This is a genomic window from Robinsoniella sp. RHS (assembly GCF_001029355.1).
Taxonomy (GTDB): Bacteria; Bacillota; Clostridia; order Lachnospirales; family Lachnospiraceae; genus Robinsoniella; species Robinsoniella peoriensis.
Window position 1 is genome coordinate 13,434 of the sequence record NZ_JNGB01000065.1, and the last position, 22,907, is coordinate 36,340.

Below are 22,907 nucleotides of genomic sequence, written 5' to 3' on the forward strand. Positions count from 1 at the left end.
CTCCTTATCCTTTCACCGCTCCCGCGGAAAGTCCTTTTATAAAATATTTAGAACCGATTGCAAATATAATCAGGATTGGCACCACTGCAATGGTAAGTGCCGCCCCTCTCGCCCCCCAATCCTGTGTATATGCCGTAGCCAGCGTCTGAATTCCGATTGGTATTGTAAACTTGGAACTTTTCGTAATCAGCGTGCTTGGCATCAGAAAATTATTCCAGGACCACAGGAATACCAGCATAAACAAAGTTCCCACTGCCGGCTTAATCATAGGAATACCGATACTGATAAACGTTCGGAATTCATTGGACCCGTCAATGCGTGCACTTTCAATTAACTCTTTCGGCAGAGAATTCTGCATATACTGCACCATGAAGAAGACCCCATAAGCACTGGCTCCCCATATTAATATCAGGGGAATATGTGAATTAACCAGTCCCATATTTTTCATTTCAATACTATATCCGATTAAGCTGATCTGGGAAGGTATCATCATGCTTGCCACTATAAATGAACTGCAAAAGCTTCTACCCTTAAAGTGGTACACCGTCAGGGCATACGCTGCAAGTGCACTGATAAATACGCACAGTATCCCGGAAAACAGTGCGGTATAAATGCTGTTCCAGTAATACTGCAAAAATCCGCCCTGCACTATGGTACTGATATTTTCCACCAGTTTTGATCCGAATGTATAGATCTCTCCTTTGTAAATCTCATTTGTGCTGTGAGTAGCCATGGAAATAATAAAGTAAAACGGGATAACCGAAATTATACTGACGATGGCAAGGGGAATCACATAGAAAAATTTCTTGATAAAACGTACCGGTTTATTCATCTGCTCTCCTCCTTCCTGTTAATCACACGGGATACAATGAGACTGACAATGAGAACCACGATAAAGATACCATAGGAAACTGCCGCACCATACCCCAGTTTGGTGGAACTCTTAAATGTCTGGTCAAAAAAGTACATCATGCTGGTCAGGCAGGAACGTTCCGGTCCGCCAACGGAACTGTTAATATTGCTGAACAGCAGATAGGGTTCGTCAAACAGCTGAAAACCACTGATGATGCTTGTAAGCGTCAAAAAAATAGTAATCGGCTTCAGATAAGGAAATGTAATTCTCCAGAAAATCTGTACTTTATTCGCCCCATCCACCATGGCTGCTTCCGAAATATCTTCCGGAATTGTGGACAGCCCCGCCAGATAGATCAGCAGATAGTACCCCAGATTCTTCCACACAATCAAAAATATAACAATGATCCTGGCAGTAGCTCCGTCACCCAGCCAGTTAATTCCCTCGATTAGGACCCCCAGCTTGATTAACAGATTATTGACAATCCCGGTGGACCAGTCAAACATAAAGGAAAAAATAATACCAATAGCAACCGGTGTGGTAATATAGGGCAGTACATTGATTGTTTGAAACAACCGGCTGGTTTTCTTTAATTTATACAATAACACTGCTAACAGCAGTCCCCCTAATATCAGAAGAGGAATATAAATAATCATAAAGAAAAACGTATTACCCAGTGATTTAAAGAAAATTTTATCTTTTGTAAACAATCTGATGTAGTTCAAAAATCCCACAAATTTACGCTGTGTCACCCCCGCGATACTATCCCAGTCGGTAAAACTTATGATAAACGAGTAGATCGTCGGAAAGATAAAAAACAGAAAGTAAAATGCAAAGTATGGAAACAAAAACAGATAGGGCCATTTGGTCAGAGTATTTCTTTTTTTCTTCATTGCCAACCTCTCTTTCCGGAAAAGGCCATGAATATCATCCACAGCCTTTTCCTGTTTAACCATTTATTCAATGGTGTAGTCCGGCAATTTCATGGACAGTTCCTCTTTTAACTGTTCTAATGCCTGATCCGATGTCATGCTTCTGTCATTATTTAAACTTGTAGTGATCAGGTTTAACGTCTCATGAATCACATTATCATCCAGATTCATCGGTCTTACCTTGATATCCGGAACGATTTCTTCCAGGAACATTTTACCCAGATCCTGATCGCCGAACCATTCACTCTTATAAGACTTTAATTCTGGCTTTTCTTCATATGGTTTCTTTGCAGAGGTGAGGTTCCCCATGGAATTCAGTGCCTCGGCACCTTCCGTAGACAAGGTGGCAAATTTCACAAATTCCCATGCCAATGCTTTATCTTTACAATTCTTTGATATTCCAAGTGTGGTTCCGCCCCAGCTGATATTTCCCTCCGGAGCATTCATCAGCCCCCAATGATCTGCCCCCTTTCCGTCCGGGTCATTTGGCTCGATGGTAAATGGAACCGACCAGGTTGCACAGCCTGCAAATATATGGTTTCCTTCTCCAAAGGATGCGTACCAGGCAGGTGTCCATGCTTCCAGTTTATCCACTACATTGTTATCCCGGAACTGACATGCCAGATCCAGTGATTTTTTCAGAGCCTCTGTAGCTTTAATCGTATTCCCGTCAATCCAGGATAATCCGCTTTGTTCACGGATAAACTGCTGTGCATCTGCAATGCCCGGCCACATATAGACCTTATTGCCGCTTTTTTCATATACTTCTTTCCCTTTTTCCACAAACGATTCCCAGGTAGGGAACATTTTTTCTAATTCTTCCCGGTCATCCGTTCCAAGATATTGTTTTGCCAGATCCTTCCGATATGCAATACCCGCCGGGGATATGGATTGCTCTATGCCGCACACATCTCCTTTTGAGTTCACCATCAGAGGGTGCAGGTAATCAAATACCTCCTGAATATCAAAATTATAAGGTGCCTGGTTCAACGGTTCCCACATGTCCAGTTCAAAAACCTTTGCTCTGGAATCTACAATTGACCATGCCACATCCGGCAGTTCCGTACCCGTTGCCAGCGCTGTCTGGTACTTTTGCAGCAGGTCGCCGTTTGCCACCGGTGTATATTCGAAGGTTACATTGGGATATTTTTTCTGAAATGCCGCTGTCATTGTTTTATAATAATTATCATCCCACCCCCACATAGTCAGTGTGCCTTTATAATCCGAAGGCAGCTCTTTATAAGCCTCCGCCCCCTCATCACTCTGGTTCTCAGTAGAAACGCTGTCTGCTGTATTGATAGCCTTCGTGGTTTCTTCCTCTGTTGTCTGATTTCCGCATCCGGATAACAGTCCCGTTACCAGAACCACCGCTGCTGCCAGGCTTGTAAGTTGTTTCATACGTTGTTTCATACGCTTTTTCATTTCTTTATACCTCCTTCTTTATGTATCTGTATCATATCATCCGCACTTTGATTTTCACACATCACATTCTTTATATTTTGTTTCCATTCTATAGTTTTTCTCTTTCTGATCACTGCTTTTTTCCTTCTCCCTGAATGGGAAGAAGCACTTTTACAACGGTATATTCATTTATCCTGCTCTCAATCCAAATACCGTATGGTTCACCATATAAAAACCGGATCCGGTCTCTTATGTTCGTAATGCCAATGTGTTTGCGCTCCTCTGCTCTTTCTTCCAATGCTTCACCAGACATAAATTTTCTGATTTTATCAGAATCCATTCCGACGCCGTTATCCTCCACTGTGATCTGGATTTTTTCCTCTGCTTCTCGAATCCTGACCCTTATCACCCCGTTTGTTTCACCCGGAATGATTCCATGCAAAATAGCATTTTCTACAATTGGCTGAATGCAGGTCTTCGGAATCACGCATTTCTTCAATTCCTCTTCACAGCAAATCTCCACCTGGAATACATCGGGATAACGATATCTTTGAATCGTCAGATAGCATTCCACTAACTCGATCTCTTTTTCTATGGTTATATAAATATTCTTTTCCCCCACCTTCAGCGTTTCCTGCAGGGTATGTATGAGCGCATTCACGATTTCCACAATCCTTTTATTTTTTTCAGCAACAGCGATATAGACCACTGTATTTAAAACATTATATAGATAATGGGGATTAATCTGGGACAGCATAATATCAAACTCCATTTCCTTCTTCTGATGCTCGTCCTCAAGTTTTCCCTCCATATACTGCTGAATCTCTGCCAGCATTTCACGGAAACGCCGGTAGAGCAGCTCAATCTCATCGCCGGTATGAATGGATAAATCACTTCTTAACTCCCCGTACTCCATCTGCTCCATGGCCTTTGTCAAACGGGTAATTGGGTGTATCATGCTTTCTAATATCCTGGATGTCATCACCAAAAGAAGGGTAATGGAAATCACAAAAAACAGCAGAAAAAAGTCCAGCACAAACTTTGACTGCTGCCACAGATATTTGTTAGACAAAAAAGTATTTACACTCCATCCGGCAGCTATTATATCTTCCCTGATTAAATATCCTTTTTCCACTTTCTCTACATTCTGCCGGTTACTTTCCGTATGTTCACTAAAATAACCGCTTTCCTTTTCTTCTATTTTCTTCTGATATAAGATATTTGCGGAATTTCCCGTTAAATATACATTTTCATAATCCTTCGCATAATTTGCAATCTGATCTGTAAAATACTTCAGATAAATATCCAGATACAGGACTCCCAGAATCTCCGATGCACTGTTCATATCACGGATCACCGTTTTATAACAGATTACACTTTGGGAGATCTCCGATTCAATACTATAATAAGGATTTGAAAATACCATATCATCCCTCGCCTCGTACTCCTGAATCTCTTCCAGTTCAAACTTCTCCTGGAAATAAACGTCTCCCATTAAGTTCCTGCTGCTGTAATATAACCCATTCGTCCCTTTCAGCATAGAAACCCCGATATAATTCCGCAGGGAATTGTAAAATACCAGTTGTTTTCCTACTTCAAATCTCCTCTTGGTTTTGTCAAATTCATTTTTATATGTTTTTTTATTCAAATTCTCCTGAATTGTCTGGTCAATTGCAATACTTCTCGTAAAGTTCTGTATATCTTCCACCATAAAATCCAGCTGACTTACAATCTGACGCAGTTTAATCTGCTCATCGTGAATCTTCTGCTCCCGTACAATCCGGCTGAAATAGATATAGGCCACAATGGTACTTACAACTGTGGCTGCTGTTAATGCAAATGCAATCTTAGTCAGTATTCTTTTCTTTAAGCTTTTCTTTGCCACCCTGTTTCCCCCATTTTTTATAATCCTGCGGCGTCATGCTCATATATTTATAAAAAATCTGGCTGAAGTACTGGCTTGTCTTGTATCCCACCCGCTCAGCCACTTCTGCCACCTGATACTGCCCATCCTCCAGCATTATCTTAGCCTGGCTGATGCGATAGTCTGTTAGAAATTTTAGAAAGGTAGTTCCTACTTCTTTTTTAAAAAGCTGCCCTAAGTAAACACCATTCATCTGAAATTTTGCTCCTATGTAATCCAGCGTCAGTTCTTCCCGGAAATGATCCTGTATAAAACTTATGATCTGTCTGACATTTACGGAATAGGAGTTCTCTATATCCTGCTGCATTTCGGTACATATCCTCCTGCAGCAGGATACACAGTATTCACTTAACTGGTCAACCGTATAACATTCCTGCTTACATTCATCATAAACCAAACGAAACTTTTCCCCCCATTTCTTTTCATAATACAGCCAGGTTGATAAGAAGTTCTTAAGTGCAGATAAATTCCATTTAGGGCTGCATAACGTTTGGAACATCCTGTCCAGCCCGCTGCTCCACTCATCCTCTGCCTGGTTTAAGTTCCAATCCAGCAGCTCAAATTCCTTTAACAGTTCCACCTCTTCGTCCGGATCTCCCGCTGGTATCTGATCCAGAAAGTAGTATTTATTCTGCTTCATAAATGGACTGTAACGAATTTTCCTGGAAAGCTCACGGAATGTAGCTGCAACCTGATTGTGTGAAAATCTCCTGCTGCAAAGGATTCCATAAAACCCTTTCCCTAATTCCCTGATCACCCGCTCTGTATATAATGCCTTTTGATAAATTAATTCCTCTGCTTCATATTCACTGCGTACCTGATCCGCATTATATAAAACCAGATAGTTATCTTCACTGATCTGTACATCCGTTACATAAGTTATTTTAGATACCGGTTCTTTTCGCAGACTATCCATAATTGTATGAAAGCCTGCAGGCTGACGCTCTATTTTTCCATCATCGTAAAAAAGAGGCTTGTTGAACTGCAGCATAATCATAAACAGCTGATTCCCCACTCCCGTATCCTCTTTCCTATTTTCTTCTTTCGGGGCATCATATATAATATTCTTTAAGAAATAACGTTTTTTCGCCTGCTGCCATTCTTCTTCCCTGTAGATTTCAGATTTTACTTTTCCAAGTTCCCCCAACAGGGTCGCCTCGCTAATTTCATGCTTCAGCAAATAATTGGAAACACCATACTGAATACCTTTTTTGGCATATTCGAAGTCCTTATATGCGGACAGCAGTATAATCTTGGTGTGGGGATTTATCTCCTTCACCTTCTTCGACAATTCCAACCCATCCATTACAGACATCTTAATATCCGAAATGATAATATGCGGATTTTCTTTCTGGAATAACTCCAATGCCCGTTTTCCATTGAGCGCCTGTCCCACAATCTGAAATCCGTATTGATTCCAGTCAATAACTTCCCTTAAAAATTCAAGTGCCAACACTTCATCATCCACCAACATTACCCGTAACATAAAATTTGCCACCCTCTCATCTTATTTCCAGTTTATTTCCAGTTTATTTTCACTATACCATAATACCTGTCAAATACCCATCTCACATTCCATATAAAATGTATAAATTCCATAGATTTTTTCAATAAAAAACTGTATGTACAGATGCAGAAGCCGGAAATAATCCATCTTCCACAAATGCCATACAGTTCTTCATTTACTTCCTATAATTTCATGCTATTTTTTACCGCCTCTGACAGCAGTCTTTTTTATATCTCAACGGTTTACCTGATAATAGGCTTCCGTTACCTGATCCAGCTCTTCTTTTATTTTCAGCACATTATCGCCTTTTTTAGGCTTGCTCAGGCGCATACTCAGTTCTGCCATCTTCATACTGAGCAGCGTCTTATCCAATTGCAGCACATCTCCCCGTTTGGATGCACGTTCTTTTTCCTGCTCATACGCTTCCCAGTTTCCCTCGAATGTTTCTAATTTTCCATCTTCCAGAAATACCAAACGGTCCGCCGCATTTTTTGCCAGACTTCTGTCATGAGTGACGATCAGCATCGTCCCCTCCCACTTATCCAGCAGTCCTTCCAGCGCTTCCGCAGTATACATATCAATATGGTTCGTAGGTTCATCCAGGATTAATACATTTACATCCGATGCCATTAGCCTTGCCAGCATTACTTTCGCCCGTTCACCACCGGATAATACGGAAACCGGTTTATGAATATGCTGTTCGGTGAGATAGAGATTTGCCAGAATACAGCGAATCACATGCTCTTTTAAATTAGAATCAGCCCTTACATTTTCCAAAACAGTTTTATTCACATCCAGTGTTTCGTGCTCCTGTGAAAAATAACCTATTTTAACATCCGGATTCACATACACAGAAGGATGATGTTCCATAATCTTTTTAATCAGTGTAGACTTTCCGGTTCCATTTTCCCCCATCATAACGGTACATTTATTCGCTTTCAATGTCAGATCTGCTTCATTCAAAACCAACTTCTTGCCATACTGAACCGTCAGCCCCTGTATCCTGACTGCCGTCTTCCCGGACAGTGGATTATCCATGCCCAGTCTCATGACAACCGGTGCCAATTCCTTTGGTTTTTCTTTGACTTCCAGCTTTTCCAGGCGTTTTTCCATGGCTTTGCCTCTGCTCTGAACATTTTTCTGTTGTTCTCTTGCCACACCCTTATACAGCATCCACTCACTGTGCCCCATCTGCTTTGGTGGTTTTAACATCTGGGATGCTTCATTCTTCACCTGATTCATGGCAATCGTAATCCTTTTACGCTCCTGCTGGTACTGCTCAAATTCGAACATTGCAAATTCCCGTTCCCGTTCTTTCTGTTCCTTCCACTGGGAATAGCGCCCGGGGAACACACGAAGTTTACCCTCCTCAATCTCCCAGATAGAGGTACACACTTTGTCCAGCAGATACCGGTCATGGGAAATCAATACAAAGGCCCCCCGGTAACCCATGAGCATTTTCTCCAGCGTTTCAATTCCTTTCACGTCCAGATTGGTTGTCGGTTCATCAGCGAACAGAAGCCTGCTCCCCTGTGATAGAGCCGCCGCAATGGCCTGTCTTGTTTTCTCCCCGCCGCTTTTGCAGGCAGAACCTTTAATCTGCATATGGCTGAGCAGCTGGGGGCTGACATCCTGGTTCTGCTGATCTTCCGTCTCTTCCTGACACTGTTCAATCATAGCAATTTCACAGTATCTGTTAATCTCTCCTTCATCTGCATGTTCACTTCCATACAGGATATGCAGTAACGTACTTTTTCCTGCGCCGTTTAAACCCACCAGTCCAATGCGGTCTCCTTCTTCAATCGTAAGCCGGTCTATGCAGAACAAGTCCTGAATCCCATAGCCTTTTTTTAAATTCTTTACTTTTAATAACAAAAAAATCCCTCCTAAACACTCTGTTCAGCAGGGAAATCAGCGTACGAAAACAAGCAGGCAAAATGAACCTGTAATACAAACTGCCGCATACTCTTATCCAACTTCCAGAGTAACGGTCTCGCTTTGTAACTTGTTCAATATTATCATAAATGATCCGTAAGCATAGATTCAGACTGAACAGAGTAAACTCAATAAATAAGACTAATTTTTCCTTAGCCTTCATTATCCATTTACTTTTCATAAGTTTCATCCAGTCCTCAAATAATCATATTCTTACAGATACCTCGTTCTTTCTAAGATGCAGTAGAAATAGCGTTACTGCTCTAAATTAGTTGTAATATATCATAGAAAGCGGGGGACGTCAATACTTTTTTGGGTTTAGCTGATTAAGGGACGCTTTGTAGATAAAGGTAGTGCGCGGAAAGAGAAGGGGGCGGACCATGGCAGGCATTTGGATGGCGTATAGCAGATCTGAGCATTTACTTACCTTGCCGGAGTGTTTTTTGGTGGATAGTATTCGACTGGCTCCCATCGGATACTAAGCGGGCAGTGAGCTGCGAAATGCATCAGGATTTCACAGCGAATGCCCGCGTGCCGCCAAAAAGCGCTCCGGCAAGGTTAGAAAATGCCAGTTCTGCGGTAAGCCATCCAAATGCCTGCCATGGTCCGCCCCCTTCTCTTTTCGAACACTATCTCCAACTACAAAGCGTCCCCTTCCTCAGCTAAACCCAAATATTTTTTAACTTTACTATTGACATGTGAACACTCGTTAACTATAATACCATTATGTGAACATCCGTTAACTTTTTTTTGTATAGAAAGGAGTATCATGCCAAAACGTAACACAAAAGAACTGATCCTGAAAGAAGCTCTTCGCCTGTTTTCTGATAATGGATATGATGGTGTATCCGTAAGGGAAATTTCCGGAGCTGTTGGGATTCGTGAAAGTGCCATTTACAGGCACTTTAAGAATAAGCAGGATATCTTTGATACGATTATTAAGCGGATCGAAGGCCAGTACGCAATTGTAGCACAGGAATTTAATATTCCTGAGGGCGATTTGTCCGAGGTGGCAGGCGCCTATATTAATAATGGGCTGAATCCCTTAAAGGAGATGACGAAATCCATGTTTTTATTCTGGTTGAAATCTGAGGAAGCTTCTAAATTCCGCAGAATGTTAACCATTGAGCAATTTAAAAGTACCAAAGCAGGTGAGACTTTTCATATGTTTTTCTTCCGCTTGCCCCTGGATTTTCAAACACAATTATTTGCTGAGATGATCAAACAAAACTATTTTAAAGATTTAGATCCCAAGATGCTGGCTCTCAATTTTTATTCACCTATCTTTTTACTTATAAGCCAGTATGATAATCATCCCGAACTAGAAGACGAAGCATTGCAATTATTAGAGAAGCATATCGACCAGTTTGAACTTCTCTATTGCACCCCACATTGAAAGGAATCGTTATGGATATCAGTTTGTTTATGAATACAGGCATCCTGTCTATTGCCCGCACTGCAGCGAAATTTTATTTAACCGATAAGAAAAACCGCCGTTTTATAACGGATTTTACACCTCAGCTTACAAAAAATGCAAAAATAAGAGCAGAGCACGAAAATAAAGGCATCCACGTACCTCCTTTTCTGATTGCAAGTATCGCATCCCGCTGCAACCTCCACTGTGCCGGATGCTATGCAAGAGCAGAGGGAGCGTGCAGTGATCATGAACAGCTCTCTGAAATGAACACTCACCACTGGGAAAATATATTTAACCAGGCAAATAATTTGGGAATATCATTTATACTGCTCGCCGGAGGAGAACCTATGCTTCGAAAAGACATCCTCACATTAGCAAGTAATTATCCCGACATTATATTTCCAGTTTTTACAAATGGTACGCTGATAGACGAGCAATACATAGAACTTTTCCATAAGACCCGCAATCTGATCCCGGTACTCAGCATTGAGGGAACCACTGCTGACACCGATCTGAGGAGAGGCGCTGGAATTGCGGAAAAACTCTGTCAGGTTATGTCCGCACTTAAGAAACACCATATATTGTATGGTACCTCAATCACTGTTACACACAACAACGTGGAGTTCGTAACCAGCAGACAATTTGTTGACGATCTTCAGAACCAAGGCTGCGGTATCATCTTTTATGTAGAATTTGTACCGGTAGAAAAAGGAACAGAATCACTGATTTTATCAGATACCGACCTTGAATTATTAAATACAAGCGTGAATGCTTTAAAATCTGACTGTCAGAAAATGATTATCTTGTCATTTCCCGGCGATGAAGCATCCATGGGCGGTTGTCTTGCTGCAGGACGGGGCTTTTTCCATATTAATCCCACAGGCGGTGCAGAGCCATGTCCTTTCTCTCCCTATTCTAAACTAAACCTGACCCAGTCTTCTCTTGTAGAAGTACTTCAGTCAGATTTCTTTGAAAAGGTAAGGGCTATTGAAGAAAAAGCAGACATTCATCAAGGGGGCTGTACGCTGTTTGCGAACAGACAGGAAGTGGAAAGTATTTAAAATAAAAAGAAAAAAGAATAAGCACATAATCGGCAAATAATTATATGCTTATTCTTTCATTTTACATTTTAGGATTTATCTATTTATACACCTTAATCTGCCAAATGCACAGATGATGTTTTCATAGCTTATTTCATCATAGCATCATGCACAGTGTCACATATTTCAAACCACTGCTTTATCTGCATTTACTATCTCTGCACACGTCCTGATCCGTCTCCGCCTGCAAGTTTCATAACTTCGTCTACGGATACCTGATTGAAGTCACCTTCTATAGTATGTTTCAGACAGCTTGCTGCAACTGCAAATTCAATCGTCTGCTGTGGTGCAAAATCATTTAAGCATGCGTAAATTAATCCGCCGCCGAAGGAATCACCGCCGCCTACACGGTCTACGATATGCATCAGATAGCTCTTACTGAAGTAGAAGTCTGTTCCGTCATAGAGCATAGCTGCCCAGTTATTGTCATTTGCGGAGATAGATCCCCTAAGGGTAATTGCTACTTTTGAGAAGCCAAATCTTTTGGCCAGCTGTTTTGCAACATCTTTATAACCTTCATGATTTACTTTTCCGGAAGTTACATCTGTATTAGCTGCTTTAATACCGAATACATCACTGGCATCTTCTTCATTCGCAATACATACATCCACATATTTACAAAGCTCACCCATTACCTGGCCTGCTTTTTCCTTAGACCAGAGTTTATTGCGGTAATTCAAATCACAGCTTACGGTGATACCTTTTTCTTTCGCTTTTTTGCAGGCTTCCAGACAAATTTCCGTTACATTGTCTCCCAATGCAGGAGTGATACCGGTAAAATGGAACCACTCAGCCCCTTCAAAGATCTGATCCCAGTCAAAATCTGCAGTAGTTGCTGCTGCGATAGAAGAACCCGCACGGTCATAAATAACTTTACTTGGTCTCTGACTTGCACCTTTTTCTAAGAAATAAATTCCTACTCTGTCTCCGCCTCTTGTGATATAAGAAGTATCAACACCAAATCTGCGAAGTAAATTTACTCCTGCCTGACCAATTTCATGTTTCGGAAGCTTTGTGACAAAGGCAGCATCCAAACCATAATTGGCAAGAGAAACTGCAACGTTAGCTTCACCTCCGCCGTAAGTTGCTCCATAATTTTCTGCCTGCACAAAGCGATAATATCCTTCCGGTGCCAGTCTTAACATAATCTCTCCGAATGTGATTACTTTCTTGCTCATATTCTAATATCCTCCGTTAACTCAATCTCTTATATTAAAAATCTGTGTTGAAAAACTCACACTATAATTGTCACTTATTAAGTGATCTGTATCATCAAGCATCAAATATATCAGCAGATTATTTCTGTACTAAATGTACTGCAAATCCGCCAATTTCACCTTCTAAATAAATTGCCTTCAGATTTCCTTTTTCATCGCATTTTGCTGACTCTTCATTAAATGAGACACCCTGTTTTCCTAAATGGTAAACTGCCCTGTCTATATAATTGGTCTTAATTGCGATGTGGCCGTTGCTTCCAAGATAAGGTGTCAGCATTACTTCCACAGCACTTCCGGCAAAGACAGAAGATTTACCCGGTTTCTGTGTAAATCCAAAGATCTTCTCAAAGGATGCCGCTGTACTGGAAGCCTCATCATTATCTGCTGCATTAATTCCAACATGAGCCAGTTCGAATCCAAGCATTGCAGTCACTGCTTCTTTGGTCATCTCTCTGATTTTGTCAAATTCCCCTGCTGTAATCATATCTTTGCTTACCATCCAGCTGCCGCCGCAGGCAATAATTTTCGGAAAGTTTAAGTAATCAATCAGATTTTTTGCATTAATTCCACCGGTAGGCATAAACTTCATATTTACATAAGGTGCTGCCATGGCTTTTATCTTAGCAAGTCCGCCGGAAGCCTCAGCCGGGAAAAATTTCACTACTTCTAATCCTAATTCAATAGCCTGCTCAATATCTGTAGGGCTGGACGTTCCCGGTGTTATCGGAATGTTTTTATCTACACAATATTTTACAACCTTTGGATTCAGTCCCGGGCTTACGATGAATTTTGCTCCTGCTGCCACAGCCCGGTCTACCTGTTCCGTTGTCAGAACCGTTCCTGCTCCTACTAACATTTCCGGAAATTCCTGCGCCATAATGCGGATAGACTCCTCTGCTGCTGCCGTACGGAATGTGACCTCCGCACATGGAAGCCCTCCTTCGCAAAGTGCCTGTGCAAGTGGTTTTGCATCTTTTGCGTCATCTAATGCAATAACCGGTACAATTCCCATCCTGGAAATCTCTTTTAAAATTTCATTCATGATTTTATTCCTCCTATTTATATAATCTGGCTTTATGTATAGTTTTATATTATGAAACTATGTTTTAAATTACGATACCTTTAATTGCATTATAGGTAGAAACGTGAAAAATGTCAATAGGAAATTTATACTTTCTACTTATCTTTTTTTCTTATTAATTCTGGTTGCTGTCAATAAATCATTTTCCTATATAAGGCAAAACCCCTCCGTCCAGTATTTTTACTGTTCAGAGGGGTTTTGCCTTTTTTTTCACTTTTGATGCAATGGAATTAGTTCCATTCTTAGAACATTTCGCTCTCCAAAGAAACTTATTAGATTCTTTACAACTTTGTCAGAATTTTTTAAGAATTACATCCAGAGTTTCTTAACATTTATGATATATTCTATATTTAATAAATAACATTCACATATTCTGTCTTAAAAAAACAAAAGCTAATATTAAAAATAAAGAAAAACGAAACAAGGAGATCCGCTATGGCTGAAAAATTAAAGAATCACATTCCCCTTATAACAAATATGATTACCGTGCTGACGATCGTCCTGTGTATCATTTTTGCAGTGTATGGGTACCGCGCAGGCATTTTTGAATCAAAAGAATCTCTGATTGCTTTTATCAAAGCTCTTGGACTTTGGGGTCCCCTTGTATTTATGTTTATACAGGCATTACAGGTAGTGATACCAGTACTTCCAGGATTTGTAACCTGTATTGTGGGCGCACTGGTATTCGGACCCGTTATGGGATTTGTTTATAGCTACATTGGCATGTGTATCGGTTCCATTCTTGCATTTATCATTGCCCGCAGATACGGAATTGATTTTGTCAAAAAATTTGTAAATGAAAAAACTTATGATAAATATGCATCCTGGCTGGAAAAAGGAAAGAAATTTGACATCTTTTTCATGCTTGCAATTTTCCTCCCGGCTGCTCCCGACGACCTGCTGTGTTTTATCGCAGGACTCACACGTATGCACTGGAAGAAATTTACAACAATTATACTTCTTGGAAAACCATGGGTCATTGCTGCTTACAGCATCGGAACCGCAGGCATGATCCATGCATTACAGTTTTTTTAAAATATTTTTATTTTATCATAATTTTTTCACTTCTACCCGTGGCAGTATATCCTGCAAATCTTTTTCCAAAAAGCTTCCTGTCTTCATGGTTAAAGCATTTGCAGCAGATACTGCCACTGCATATCTGAGCATTTCTTCTGAATCATAACCTCTGTATAATCCTACGGCAAATGCTGCTGTCATAGAATCACCACATCCTACCGTATTTACAACTTCAAGCTTTGGCGGTTTCCCCTGATAAACACCTTCTTCTGTTACCAATAATGCCCCCTCACTGCCAAGAGAAACTACTACCATTGGAATTCCCATTTCCCGAAGCTTTATGGCACCTGCAATAATCTCTTCCCTGTTTGTAACCGGAACACCTAACAATGCTTCAATTTCATCATCATTTGGCTTGATCATAGTCGGACATGCCTTTACACTTTCTTCTAACAACTTTCCGCTTGTGTCGAGAATTACTTTATGTCCTGCTGTCTTTACCAAATCAATCAGTTTTCCATAAATACTAATATCTACCCCCCTGGGTACACTTCCTGATATCGTAACAACATCGCTTTTCTTAGCGATTTCCTCAAATTGAAGGAGAAAATCATCCACTTCTGAAGGCTCAATGGGCTCTCCCGGTTCCAAAAATTCTGTAGAACTTCCGTCAGCAGCCAGAACATTAATGCAGCTTCTGGTTTCCCCTTTTACATGCACAAACTGGCTCTTTACCTTGTATCCCTCCAGCAGTTCTTCCACATAAGCACCATTGTAGCCTCCTACAAAACCGGTTGCCAGCACCTCTTCTTTACAAAGCCTTGCTACTTTGGCTACATTCAGCCCTTTCCCCCCTGCTGTATTGGAGCAGGTTTTAACACGCATAACTTCTCCCTTATTCAGTTCATCTACTACATAAGCTTTATCAACTGCTACATTGAGTGTCACTGTTGTGATCATATTTTCCTCCCATTCCGTGTATATGCCGTATAAGTCTCACTTTTAAATTTTTCCTATAAGAAAGGCTGTGCATATAGCCACAGCCCTTCAGTTAAATATAAATGTTATGTACTCGAGCGTGTATGAAAATTCATTCCCGCCATCTGCACGTCACACGTTACGGCATATTTGCCCCGCATTCAGGTTACGTAGCCCGTACGCACCCTGAATGCGGGACAAATCTCCCACAAAGTGTGACGCACAACTGCCAGAAAGCATTTTGAAACCCCCTCTAGGATTCACTGTCAATCAAAATCTTACCTTTAACCGCACCGGGTGTTTTAAATATCTCAAACCCTTCTGCTATCTGGCTGAGTCCCAGTTTTTTATAGATAAAAGAATCATCGAATTTCAACTGTCCTGTTTTGAAATAATGTGCGGTCAGTTCCCATTCTTTGCCGGGAAATGGTGCACTGTAAGACATCCAGGAGCCGGTCAGCTTAAACTCTTTGCGGTTCATATTTTCCCATTCGCTGACTGTAAAAGATAATTCTCTGGTGGGTGTACCTATGAAGCAGACCTCTGCTTTGTTTGCTGCCAGCTGGAATGCCATTTTCATGGTAATGGTATTCCCGGCTGTTTCATAGACATAGTCATATCCCTTGCCATCCGTTAATGACATTGCCTGTTCGATGTAATCTTCTTCCAGTGTATTGATAACTGCATCTGCACCTAAACGCATTCCCAGATCCAAACGTTCTTTTGCGATATCAAAAACCACTACTTTTGCGGCGCCAAATATCTTTGCCCACTGCATCGTCAGCATCCCGATTGTTCCACCGCCCAGAATCGCAACTGTTTTACCGCCTGTATAATCACATCGCTGCAGCCCGTGAAGAGCTACGGTTGCCGGCTCAAAAAATGCCCCCTGCTCAAAGCTTACTTCATCTTCAAATTTTACTGCATTTTTCTCCGGTACTACCACATACTGTGCAAAGCTGCCATATTCTCTTGAACCGATAAAACTGTAGTGTTTACAAAGTGAATAATTTCCCTTCTGACAGTCTTCACACTTCATGCATGGAACCAGCGGAACTCCTGCCACCCGGTCTCCCGGTTTTAAAGAAGTGACTCCGTCACCTATTTCTTCAATTGTTCCGGAAAATTCATGTCCCAATACGTTTGGGAAGAAATGACATGCATCTGCGTTTACCCGCGGTACATCAGAACCGCAGATACCGGTATATTTTACTTTTATCAGAACTTTTCCCGGTCCTGCTGACGGCTTCTCGATATCATCATAACGAATATCATTTTTTGCATATACTACTCCTGCTTTCATGATTCAAATCCACTTGTATCACAAGCAAAAAACTCCTTTTGCGTTATGTAAGTTTTCATTTTTGCATTTGGGGTATACTTGTGACACTGCCACTTTTAAACAGGCTGAAAATAATCTGTGGCATTTCCTCTCTCTTTATATTTCTTTCAGCCATCTTATGAATTCCGGCTTACTTGGCTTTTCCGTCGCTCTGACATACTCTGATGCGGTTCATTACAAGTTGTTTTACATTTTCACGTCCTGCAGCACCATATTTTTTCGGATCAAAGGTATCTGGCGCATCTGCCAGTACTTTTTTCACTCCGTCTGTATATGCAATACGAAGTTCCGTTGCAAAATTCACTTTACAGATACCGCGCTTGATACTTTCCTGCACCGCTTCATCGGATAATCCGGATGCACCGTGGAGTACCAGCGGTATAGACACCAGCTTCCGGATTTCACTTAAGCGGTCCAAATCCAGTTTTGGAACTCCGGAGTAAACTCCGTGAGCAGTACCGATTGCAACAGCCAGAGATCCGACACCTGTTTTTTCTACAAATTCTTTTGCTTCTTCCGGTACGGTATAGCCGCCGGCTCCGCCATCCAGATCATCTTCCTTACCGCCAACTTTTCCAAGCTCTGCTTCAACCGGCACATCCGAAGGTGCACAGGCATCAACCACACGTTTGGTAAGGGCTATATTCTCTTCAAAAACGCTGTGTGATCCGTCGATCATAATGGATGTATATCCGGTGCGCAGTGCCTGCATCGCCAGTTCAAAACTGCTCCCATGATCCAGGTGCATACATACAGGAACACTTGCCTTTTTTGCAATTGCCGTTACATTAGCAAGATATAAATCAAGGCTTGCGTATTTAACAGTAGATGGTGTTGTCTGAATCATTACCGGTGCCTTTAATTCCTCTGCGGCTGCGATAATTGCCTGAACCATTTCCATATTCTCCGCATTGAATGCCCCAACTGCATATCTCCCAGCCTGAGCATCTAACAGCATCTGCTTACTTGTAACTAATGGCATAATATCCTCCTATTCTGCGCCTTTTTTGCGCGTGCCAACCGGATTCCGCTTCTTACAGTATTTTATCATTTTTATGGGAATCTCTGCTAAAATTCATGTTTAATAAATGTCTGATTTATGTTCGTTATGTTTATATCATAATATAATCACAGCCAGGTCTATTTGTCAAGCACATTTTGTTTTATTTCTGTTATTTACTTTTCATATTCAAACATGTTTTTGTTTGTTTTTCGTTATTAAACGTATAATATCTGCTGTTTTAGCATATTTTTGTTTGATTATTTTCGAATTCAAACATGTTTTCATGGAATACTCTTGTATTTTCTTCTGTATCATATTATAATGTCTTCAAATGTTTGAAAATATTGTTTTGGGAAATAAAAAGAGAGGAACGTAAACCCCCTATGAAAAATAAACGAACAGACCAGATCATGGAATACATGCGTCTTCACGATGGAACTGCCAGTGTATTAGAACTGTGTACGGAATTTCACGTTTCAGATATGACAATCCGAAGAGATCTGCAGGCACTGGAAGATGACAAAAGAGTAATCCGCCATCATGGAGGCGCTACCCTGGTTCAGGCATCTGCTGCCCTATTTAGTGATGCTCCTTTCCAGACCAGGCTGAACAACCATCACGACCTGAAAATGGCACTTGGAAATGCCGCATCGGAATATCTCCGCAACGCCAGTCTTGGCCAGGGCTGTAACTCTGTCTATATTGCATCCGGCACCACACTTTACTGTATGGCCCTGCAGATGAACTACACAATGGGATCCGCCACTTTGGTAACCGATAATGTCAGTGTCTCCCAGGTATTGGCAAATCACCCGGATTATACGGTGATTTCAATCGGAGGCCAGCTGATACTGCCCTCCCTTAATGCAGTTGGGCATGTGGCTGAAAATATGATACGCAGTTTTTCTTTTGACTATGCTTTTATCGGTGCCGCCACCATTGATGAAAACGGAATCATATATAACTATAATTACATTGAAGCCGGTACTTTTACTGCCGTACTGGAATCTTCCAGGCACATTGTAGTGGTTGCCGATTCTACAAAGTTTGGCAAAAAGAGTTTCGTACAGCTCACCCAGCTAAAGGAAGGCTATACACTCATTACAGACTCCGGCATCCAGGAAGAATTTATGGAAACTCTGCAGAACAACGGCGTAAAGGTAGTAGTAGTTAATGCCTGAAAACTTTCCTCATTTTTTTATAAATAAAGATTCCCTTTTTCCAATTCCAATGATATAATGCTATCACATTGCCACGATAAAGAGCAAAAATTTTATACTACTTGGGGAGGAAGTCATGTCACTTCATTTTAAACACACACGAAATGCCTGTTATCTCGGATATATTACGCAGGCCATCGTCAACAACCTGGCACCGCTTTTATTTGTCACGTTCCAGTCGCAGTTCTCCATATCACTGGAGAAAATCGGTCTTTTGATTTCCATCAATTTTGCTATGCAGATGTTTGTGGATATTCTGGCTGCCAAATATGTTGACAAAATCGGTTATCGTATCTGTACTGTTGCCGCACATGTCTGCTGTACGATCGGACTTGTCGGTATGGGCGTTTTTCCTTTTCTCTTTTCAAATGCCTATGCTGGATTGATTGTAGCTGTATTAATTAATGCCATCGGCGGCGGACTGATCGAAGTACTAATCAGCCCGATTGTAGAATCTCTGCCGGGTGACGAGAAGGCATCCGCTATGAGCCTGCTGCATTCCTTTTATTGCTGGGGACATGTAAGTGTTGTTATTATATCCACTTTGTATTTTGTAACAGTGGGTATCAGCAAATGGTATCTGTTGACGATATTCTGGGCGATCATCCCATTTTTCAATGCATTTTTCTTCAGCAAAGTGCCATTACATACCGTAGAAGCCGAAGCAGAGTCACTGCCCATCCGAAAGCTTTTCTCCATGAAGATCTTCTGGATGTTTCTGATACTGATGATCTGCTCTGGTGCATCGGAACAGGCGATGTCACAGTGGGCTTCCCTGTTTGCAGAATCAGGGCTTAAAGTATCCAAGACCCTGGGTGATCTGCTGGGTCCCTGCGCTTTCGCCGTATTAATGGGTGTTTCCCGTGTTTTCTACGGAAAATTTGGTGCAAAAATCAAGCTTAAAAAGTTTATTATAGCCAGCGGGTTCCTGTGCATTATCAGTTATCTGCTTGCCACGCTGTCACCCTACCCATTGCTGTCTCTGGTTGGCTGCGGATTATGCGGATTGTCGGTAGGTATCATGTGGCCCGGAACATTCAGTCTTTCCTGCCAGTACTGCCCTCAGGGCGGAACTGCTTTATTTGCACTTCTGGCACTGGGCGGAGATATCGGCTGTGCGGCAGGTCCGGGTCTGGTAGGTGTTGTATCCAATCTGGCTAATGACAGCTTAAAGAGCGGGCTGCTGTTTGCCATGGTATTTCCGATTGTAATGGTAATTGTAACGGGAATGCTTCGTAAAATAAAGAAAACTGCTGTTGTTCAGTAGATATTTATCTATTGGGTGTAAATTTAAAAAAGCCATGAAGGATTTTGAGATAACATCGCATCATCCTTCATGGCTTTTTTTTTATATTATTTATCCAGTTATTTCTTTTTCTATAAACTATTTCTTTTTCTGCTTTCAAAATCTTACAATTATTCTTATAAAAAGCAATCCCATAACAAATCAGGCTCGTATATCCATCTTTAAGCAGCTCTTCTCTATCATGCCTCCTGCCTGCTTATATTCAGGAATCTATAAAATTACAAATTCGTATACCCCATCAATGATTCATCCACTGCTCTTGCTGCTTCCCTGCCTTCCCGGATTGCCCAGACTACCAGAGACTGCCCTCTGTGCATATCCCCAGCCGTAAATACATGCTTTACGGAGGTCTGATACTGCTCTGGCTGCGTTGCCACATTCGTACGTCCGTCTAATTCCACCTTGAATGCATCAGTAACATATTTCTGTGCACCTAAGAATCCGGCAGCAATGAAAACTAAATCCACATTTACTGTTTCCTGGGTTCCCTCAACCGGCACCATCATCATGCGTCCGGTTTTTTCATCTTTTTTACTTTCTAATTTTACGATCTTCGCCTGGCATACTTCGCCTTTTTTATTGGCAGCGAATTCCGTAACTGTAGTCTGATACACCCGGGGATCATGCCCATACACTTCGATTGCCTCTTCCTGCCCGTAATCTGTTTTGCAGATCTTTGGCCATTCGGGCCATGGATTATCAGCAGTCCGTGTATCCGGCGCCTTAGGCATCATTTCAAGCTGGATTACGGATGCCGCCCCCAGTCGTATTGCCGTACCAACACAATCATTGCCGGTGTCACCACCGCCGATTACCATCACTTTCTTTCCTTTTGCAGAAACAAAGTTCTGATCCGCAAAATTTGAATCCAGCAGACTCTTCGTTGTGGCCTTCAAGAAATCGACTGCAAAATAAATCCCTTTGGAATCTCTTCCAGGGACGTTGATATCCCTGGGATTGGATGCCCCGCATGCCAGAATTACACGATCATAATCTTTTAGCAGAGCATTCGCCTTGATGTCTTCACCAATATTGGTATTGGCAGCAAACTCGATTCCTTCTGCCTCCATGATAGCAATCCTTCTGTCTATTATCGACTTATCCAGTTTCATATTCGGTATGCCATATCGAAGAAGTCCTCCGATGCGGTCATTTCTCTCAAATACGGTAACCTTATGCCCCCTTTTGTTCAATTGTACTGCCGCTGCAAGTCCGGCAGGTCCGCTTCCCACTACTGCCACCTTTTTTCCGGTTCTGACTTTGGGCGGATTTGGAACCACCAGGCCCATCTCAAATGCATTTTCAATGATTGCCCACTCATTTTCTTTCGTAGCCACAGGCTCTCCATTTAAGTTGCAGGTACATGCCGCTTCACATAGTGCCGGACATACCCTTGCCGTAAATTCCGGAAAGCAATTCGTTTTCGCCAGTCTGTGATATGCCTGTTCCCAGCTTCCGGTATATACCAGATCATTCCATTCCGGAATCAGGTTCTGCAGTGGACACCCCGATGCCATCCCTCCGATCATCATGCCGGACTGACAGAACGGAACACCGCATGCCATACATCTGGCGCCCTGAAGCCTCTGCTTTTCCCTGGATAAGGGAACGTGGAATTCATTAAAATTCTTAATCCGGACCTTTGGTCGTACCGTCTCGCTGGTCTCTCTTTTAAAATCTAAAAATCCTGTTGGTTTTCCCATTCCTTTGCCCTCCTATCCTCTCGTATTTGCGTAAAATGCTTCAATCTGTGCCTGCTCGCTGCTTAACCCTTTTTCTTCCATCTGCACAATCTTCATCAACATCCGATTGTAGTCATTGGGAATGATCTTCTTAAATTTCGGCAGGTAATCCTCAAAATGTTCCAGGATTTCTTTTCCTTTTTCGGAATTGGTGTAGGCGGTATGATCTTTGATCATCTCTTTCAGTTCCAGGACATCATACTTGGAAGTAATCTTATCAATGGAAACCATCTCCTTGTTCAGCTTCCTATATAAATCGCTGTTTTCATCCAGTACATAGGCAATACCGCCGCTCATGCCTGCTGCAAAGTTCTTACCGGTATTGCCAAGAATTACAACACGGCCTCCTGTCATGTATTCACATCCATGATCGCCAACACCTTCTACTACCGCTTTCGCCCCAGAATTACGCACGCAGAAACGTTCTCCTGCCACACCATTAATATATGCTTTTCCACTGGTTGCTCCATAGAGGGCAACATTTCCAATAATAATATTTTCGTCCTGTTTAAACTTCGCACTCTTAGGAGGATATACAATCAACTTGCCGCCGGACAGCCCTTTGCCAAAATAATCGTTACTGTCACCTACCAGTTCCAGGGTAAGCCCCTTTGGTATAAATGCCCCAAAGCTCTGTCCCCCTGCTCCATTACATTTCACGGTGTAGGTGTCTTCCTCCAGTCCTTCCGGATACATTTTCGTGATTTCAGAACCAAATATCGTACCAAAAGAGCGGTCTGTATTGATTACATCTACTTCAATGCTTCTCTTCTGCTTATTCGAAAGCGCTCCATTTAATTTTTTTACCAGAATTTTCTCATCCGCTGTTTTCTCCAGTTCAAAATTGTAAACCTGAGCCGGGTCAAAGGTCACTTTCATTCCCTCTTTTACAAAGGGGTTATTGATAATTGCGCTTAAATCCACTTTGGAAG

The 22,907-nt window shown here is 41.8% G+C and carries 19 protein-coding genes and 1 pseudogene; 5 read left to right on the forward strand and 15 right to left on the reverse strand.

Annotated elements, in window-relative coordinates:
* Positions 1-4: 4 nt before the first annotated feature.
* The 6 genes from RHS_RS20410 to abc-f form a co-directional block, all read right to left on the reverse strand.
* Complete coding sequence (locus tag RHS_RS20410) at positions 5-832, reverse strand: carbohydrate ABC transporter permease (RefSeq protein ID WP_047834206.1); 828 nt, start codon at positions 830-832, stop codon at positions 5-7.
* Complete coding sequence (locus RHS_RS20415) at positions 829-1,746, reverse strand: carbohydrate ABC transporter permease (protein WP_044293491.1); 918 nt, start codon at positions 1,744-1,746, stop codon at positions 829-831. The genes RHS_RS20410 and RHS_RS20415 overlap by 4 nt, the downstream gene beginning before the upstream one ends.
* 63 nt (positions 1,747-1,809) lie before the next feature.
* Positions 1,810-3,207, reverse strand: a complete 1,398-nt coding sequence (locus RHS_RS20420; protein WP_070040489.1) for an extracellular solute-binding protein — start codon at positions 3,205-3,207, stop codon at positions 1,810-1,812.
* Positions 3,208-3,316: 109 nt separating this feature from the next.
* Positions 3,317-5,071: a histidine kinase gene (locus RHS_RS20425; protein ID WP_047834207.1), complete on the reverse strand. Its 1,755-nt coding sequence runs from the start codon at positions 5,069-5,071 to the stop codon at positions 3,317-3,319.
* On the reverse strand, positions 5,034-6,596 hold the full coding sequence (locus RHS_RS20430) for a response regulator (protein WP_047834208.1): 1,563 nt from the start codon (positions 6,594-6,596) through the stop codon (positions 5,034-5,036). The genes RHS_RS20425 and RHS_RS20430 overlap by 38 nt, the downstream gene beginning before the upstream one ends.
* A 255-nt stretch (positions 6,597-6,851) precedes the next feature.
* Positions 6,852-8,492 (reverse strand): ribosomal protection-like ABC-F family protein, encoded by a 1,641-nt coding sequence (gene abc-f, locus RHS_RS20435; protein ID WP_047834209.1) that lies wholly within the window; start codon positions 8,490-8,492, stop codon positions 6,852-6,854.
* 829 nt (positions 8,493-9,321) lie between these two features.
* Here abc-f and RHS_RS20440 point away from each other — a divergent pair.
* Both RHS_RS20440 and RHS_RS20445 read left to right on the forward strand, forming a co-directional pair.
* Positions 9,322-9,948 (forward strand): TetR/AcrR family transcriptional regulator, encoded by a 627-nt coding sequence (locus RHS_RS20440; protein ID WP_027293493.1) that lies wholly within the window; start codon positions 9,322-9,324, stop codon positions 9,946-9,948.
* 11 nt (positions 9,949-9,959) lie between these two features.
* Positions 9,960-11,030, forward strand: a complete 1,071-nt coding sequence (locus RHS_RS20445; protein WP_047834210.1) for a radical SAM protein — start codon at positions 9,960-9,962, stop codon at positions 11,028-11,030.
* A gap of 191 nt (positions 11,031-11,221) precedes the next feature.
* Here the strand turns inward: RHS_RS20445 and RHS_RS20450 are convergent, their stop codons facing one another.
* Entirely contained in the window at positions 11,222-12,247 is a 1,026-nt protein-coding gene (locus tag RHS_RS20450) for a sugar kinase (protein WP_047834211.1), read from the reverse strand.
* A gap of 118 nt (positions 12,248-12,365) precedes the next feature.
* Positions 12,366-13,328 (reverse strand): bifunctional 4-hydroxy-2-oxoglutarate aldolase/2-dehydro-3-deoxy-phosphogluconate aldolase, encoded by a 963-nt coding sequence (locus RHS_RS20455; protein WP_047834212.1) that lies wholly within the window; start codon positions 13,326-13,328, stop codon positions 12,366-12,368.
* A 474-nt stretch (positions 13,329-13,802) separates the two neighbouring features.
* Between RHS_RS20455 and RHS_RS20460 the strand changes: the two genes are divergently transcribed.
* Positions 13,803-14,402: a TVP38/TMEM64 family protein gene (locus tag RHS_RS20460; protein WP_027293489.1), complete on the forward strand. Its 600-nt coding sequence runs from the start codon at positions 13,803-13,805 to the stop codon at positions 14,400-14,402.
* A 15-nt stretch (positions 14,403-14,417) separates the two neighbouring features.
* On the opposite strand, the gene pfkB is transcribed toward RHS_RS20460, so the two are convergent.
* The 5 genes from pfkB to fba form a co-directional block, all read right to left on the reverse strand.
* On the reverse strand, positions 14,418-15,344 hold the full coding sequence (gene pfkB, locus RHS_RS20465; protein ID WP_047834213.1) for a 1-phosphofructokinase: 927 nt from the start codon (positions 15,342-15,344) through the stop codon (positions 14,418-14,420).
* Between the two features lie 104 nt (positions 15,345-15,448).
* Positions 15,449-15,523, reverse strand: a complete 75-nt coding sequence (locus tag RHS_RS31505; RefSeq protein WP_395023113.1) for a DUF6783 domain-containing protein — start codon at positions 15,521-15,523, stop codon at positions 15,449-15,451.
* A gap of 5 nt (positions 15,524-15,528) precedes the next feature.
* Positions 15,529-15,588 (reverse strand): hypothetical protein, encoded by a 60-nt coding sequence (locus tag RHS_RS31510; protein WP_395023115.1) that lies wholly within the window; start codon positions 15,586-15,588, stop codon positions 15,529-15,531.
* Positions 15,589-15,615: 27 nt separating this feature from the next.
* Positions 15,616-16,665: a galactitol-1-phosphate 5-dehydrogenase gene (locus RHS_RS20470; protein WP_047834214.1), complete on the reverse strand. Its 1,050-nt coding sequence runs from the start codon at positions 16,663-16,665 to the stop codon at positions 15,616-15,618.
* 169 nt (positions 16,666-16,834) lie between these two features.
* The gene (fba, locus tag RHS_RS20475) at positions 16,835-17,686 is read right to left on the reverse strand and encodes a class II fructose-1,6-bisphosphate aldolase (RefSeq protein WP_044293148.1); all 852 of its coding nucleotides are present in this window, start codon (positions 17,684-17,686) and stop codon (positions 16,835-16,837) included.
* A 404-nt stretch (positions 17,687-18,090) separates the two neighbouring features.
* Here fba and RHS_RS20480 point away from each other — a divergent pair, with 404 nt between their 5' ends.
* Positions 18,091-18,888 (forward strand): DeoR/GlpR family DNA-binding transcription regulator, encoded by a 798-nt coding sequence (locus RHS_RS20480; protein WP_044293150.1) that lies wholly within the window; start codon positions 18,091-18,093, stop codon positions 18,886-18,888.
* 115 nt (positions 18,889-19,003) lie between these two features.
* Positions 19,004-20,194 carry a sugar MFS transporter gene (locus RHS_RS20485; protein ID WP_027293484.1) on the forward strand — a complete coding sequence of 397 codons (1,191 nt, stop codon included), beginning with the start codon at positions 19,004-19,006 and terminating at the stop codon, positions 20,192-20,194.
* Positions 20,195-20,451: 257 nt separating this feature from the next.
* Here the strand turns inward: RHS_RS20485 and RHS_RS20490 are convergent, their stop codons facing one another.
* Positions 20,452-21,936, reverse strand: coding sequence for a glutamate synthase subunit beta (locus RHS_RS20490; RefSeq protein ID WP_027293483.1), 1,485 nt, complete (start codon positions 21,934-21,936; stop codon positions 20,452-20,454).
* A 12-nt stretch (positions 21,937-21,948) separates the two neighbouring features.
* Positions 21,949-22,907: pseudogene (locus RHS_RS20495) on the reverse strand (glutamate synthase subunit alpha); the annotation flags it as partial.

What these genes read in the sequence shown, in the direction of transcription:
- RHS_RS20410 (WP_047834206.1), bottom strand. Translation starts at nt 832, where the DNA reads ATGAATAAACCGGTACGTTTTATCAAGAAATTTTTCTATGTGATTCCC.
- RHS_RS20415 (WP_044293491.1), bottom strand. Translation starts at nt 1,746, where the DNA reads ATGAAGAAAAAAAGAAATACTCTGACCAAATGGCCCTATCTGTTTTTG.
- RHS_RS20420 (WP_070040489.1), bottom strand. Translation starts at nt 3,207, where the DNA reads ATGAAAAAGCGTATGAAACAACGTATGAAACAACTTACAAGCCTGGCA.
- RHS_RS20430 (WP_047834208.1), bottom strand. Translation starts at nt 6,596, where the DNA reads ATGTTACGGGTAATGTTGGTGGATGATGAAGTGTTGGCACTTGAATTT.
- RHS_RS20440 (WP_027293493.1), top strand. Translation starts at nt 9,322, where the DNA reads ATGCCAAAACGTAACACAAAAGAACTGATCCTGAAAGAAGCTCTTCGC.
- RHS_RS20445 (WP_047834210.1), top strand. Translation starts at nt 9,960, where the DNA reads ATGGATATCAGTTTGTTTATGAATACAGGCATCCTGTCTATTGCCCGC.
- RHS_RS20450 (WP_047834211.1), bottom strand. Translation starts at nt 12,247, where the DNA reads ATGAGCAAGAAAGTAATCACATTCGGAGAGATTATGTTAAGACTGGCA.
- RHS_RS20455 (WP_047834212.1), bottom strand. Translation starts at nt 13,328, where the DNA reads ATGAATGAAATTTTAAAAGAGATTTCCAGGATGGGAATTGTACCGGTT.
- RHS_RS20460 (WP_027293489.1), top strand. Translation starts at nt 13,803, where the DNA reads ATGGCTGAAAAATTAAAGAATCACATTCCCCTTATAACAAATATGATT.
- pfkB (WP_047834213.1), bottom strand. Translation starts at nt 15,344, where the DNA reads ATGATCACAACAGTGACACTCAATGTAGCAGTTGATAAAGCTTATGTA.
- RHS_RS20470 (WP_047834214.1), bottom strand. Translation starts at nt 16,665, where the DNA reads ATGAAAGCAGGAGTAGTATATGCAAAAAATGATATTCGTTATGATGAT.
- fba (WP_044293148.1), bottom strand. Translation starts at nt 17,686, where the DNA reads ATGCCATTAGTTACAAGTAAGCAGATGCTGTTAGATGCTCAGGCTGGG.
- RHS_RS20480 (WP_044293150.1), top strand. Translation starts at nt 18,091, where the DNA reads ATGAAAAATAAACGAACAGACCAGATCATGGAATACATGCGTCTTCAC.
- RHS_RS20485 (WP_027293484.1), top strand. Translation starts at nt 19,004, where the DNA reads ATGTCACTTCATTTTAAACACACACGAAATGCCTGTTATCTCGGATAT.
- RHS_RS20490 (WP_027293483.1), bottom strand. Translation starts at nt 21,936, where the DNA reads ATGGGAAAACCAACAGGATTTTTAGATTTTAAAAGAGAGACCAGCGAG.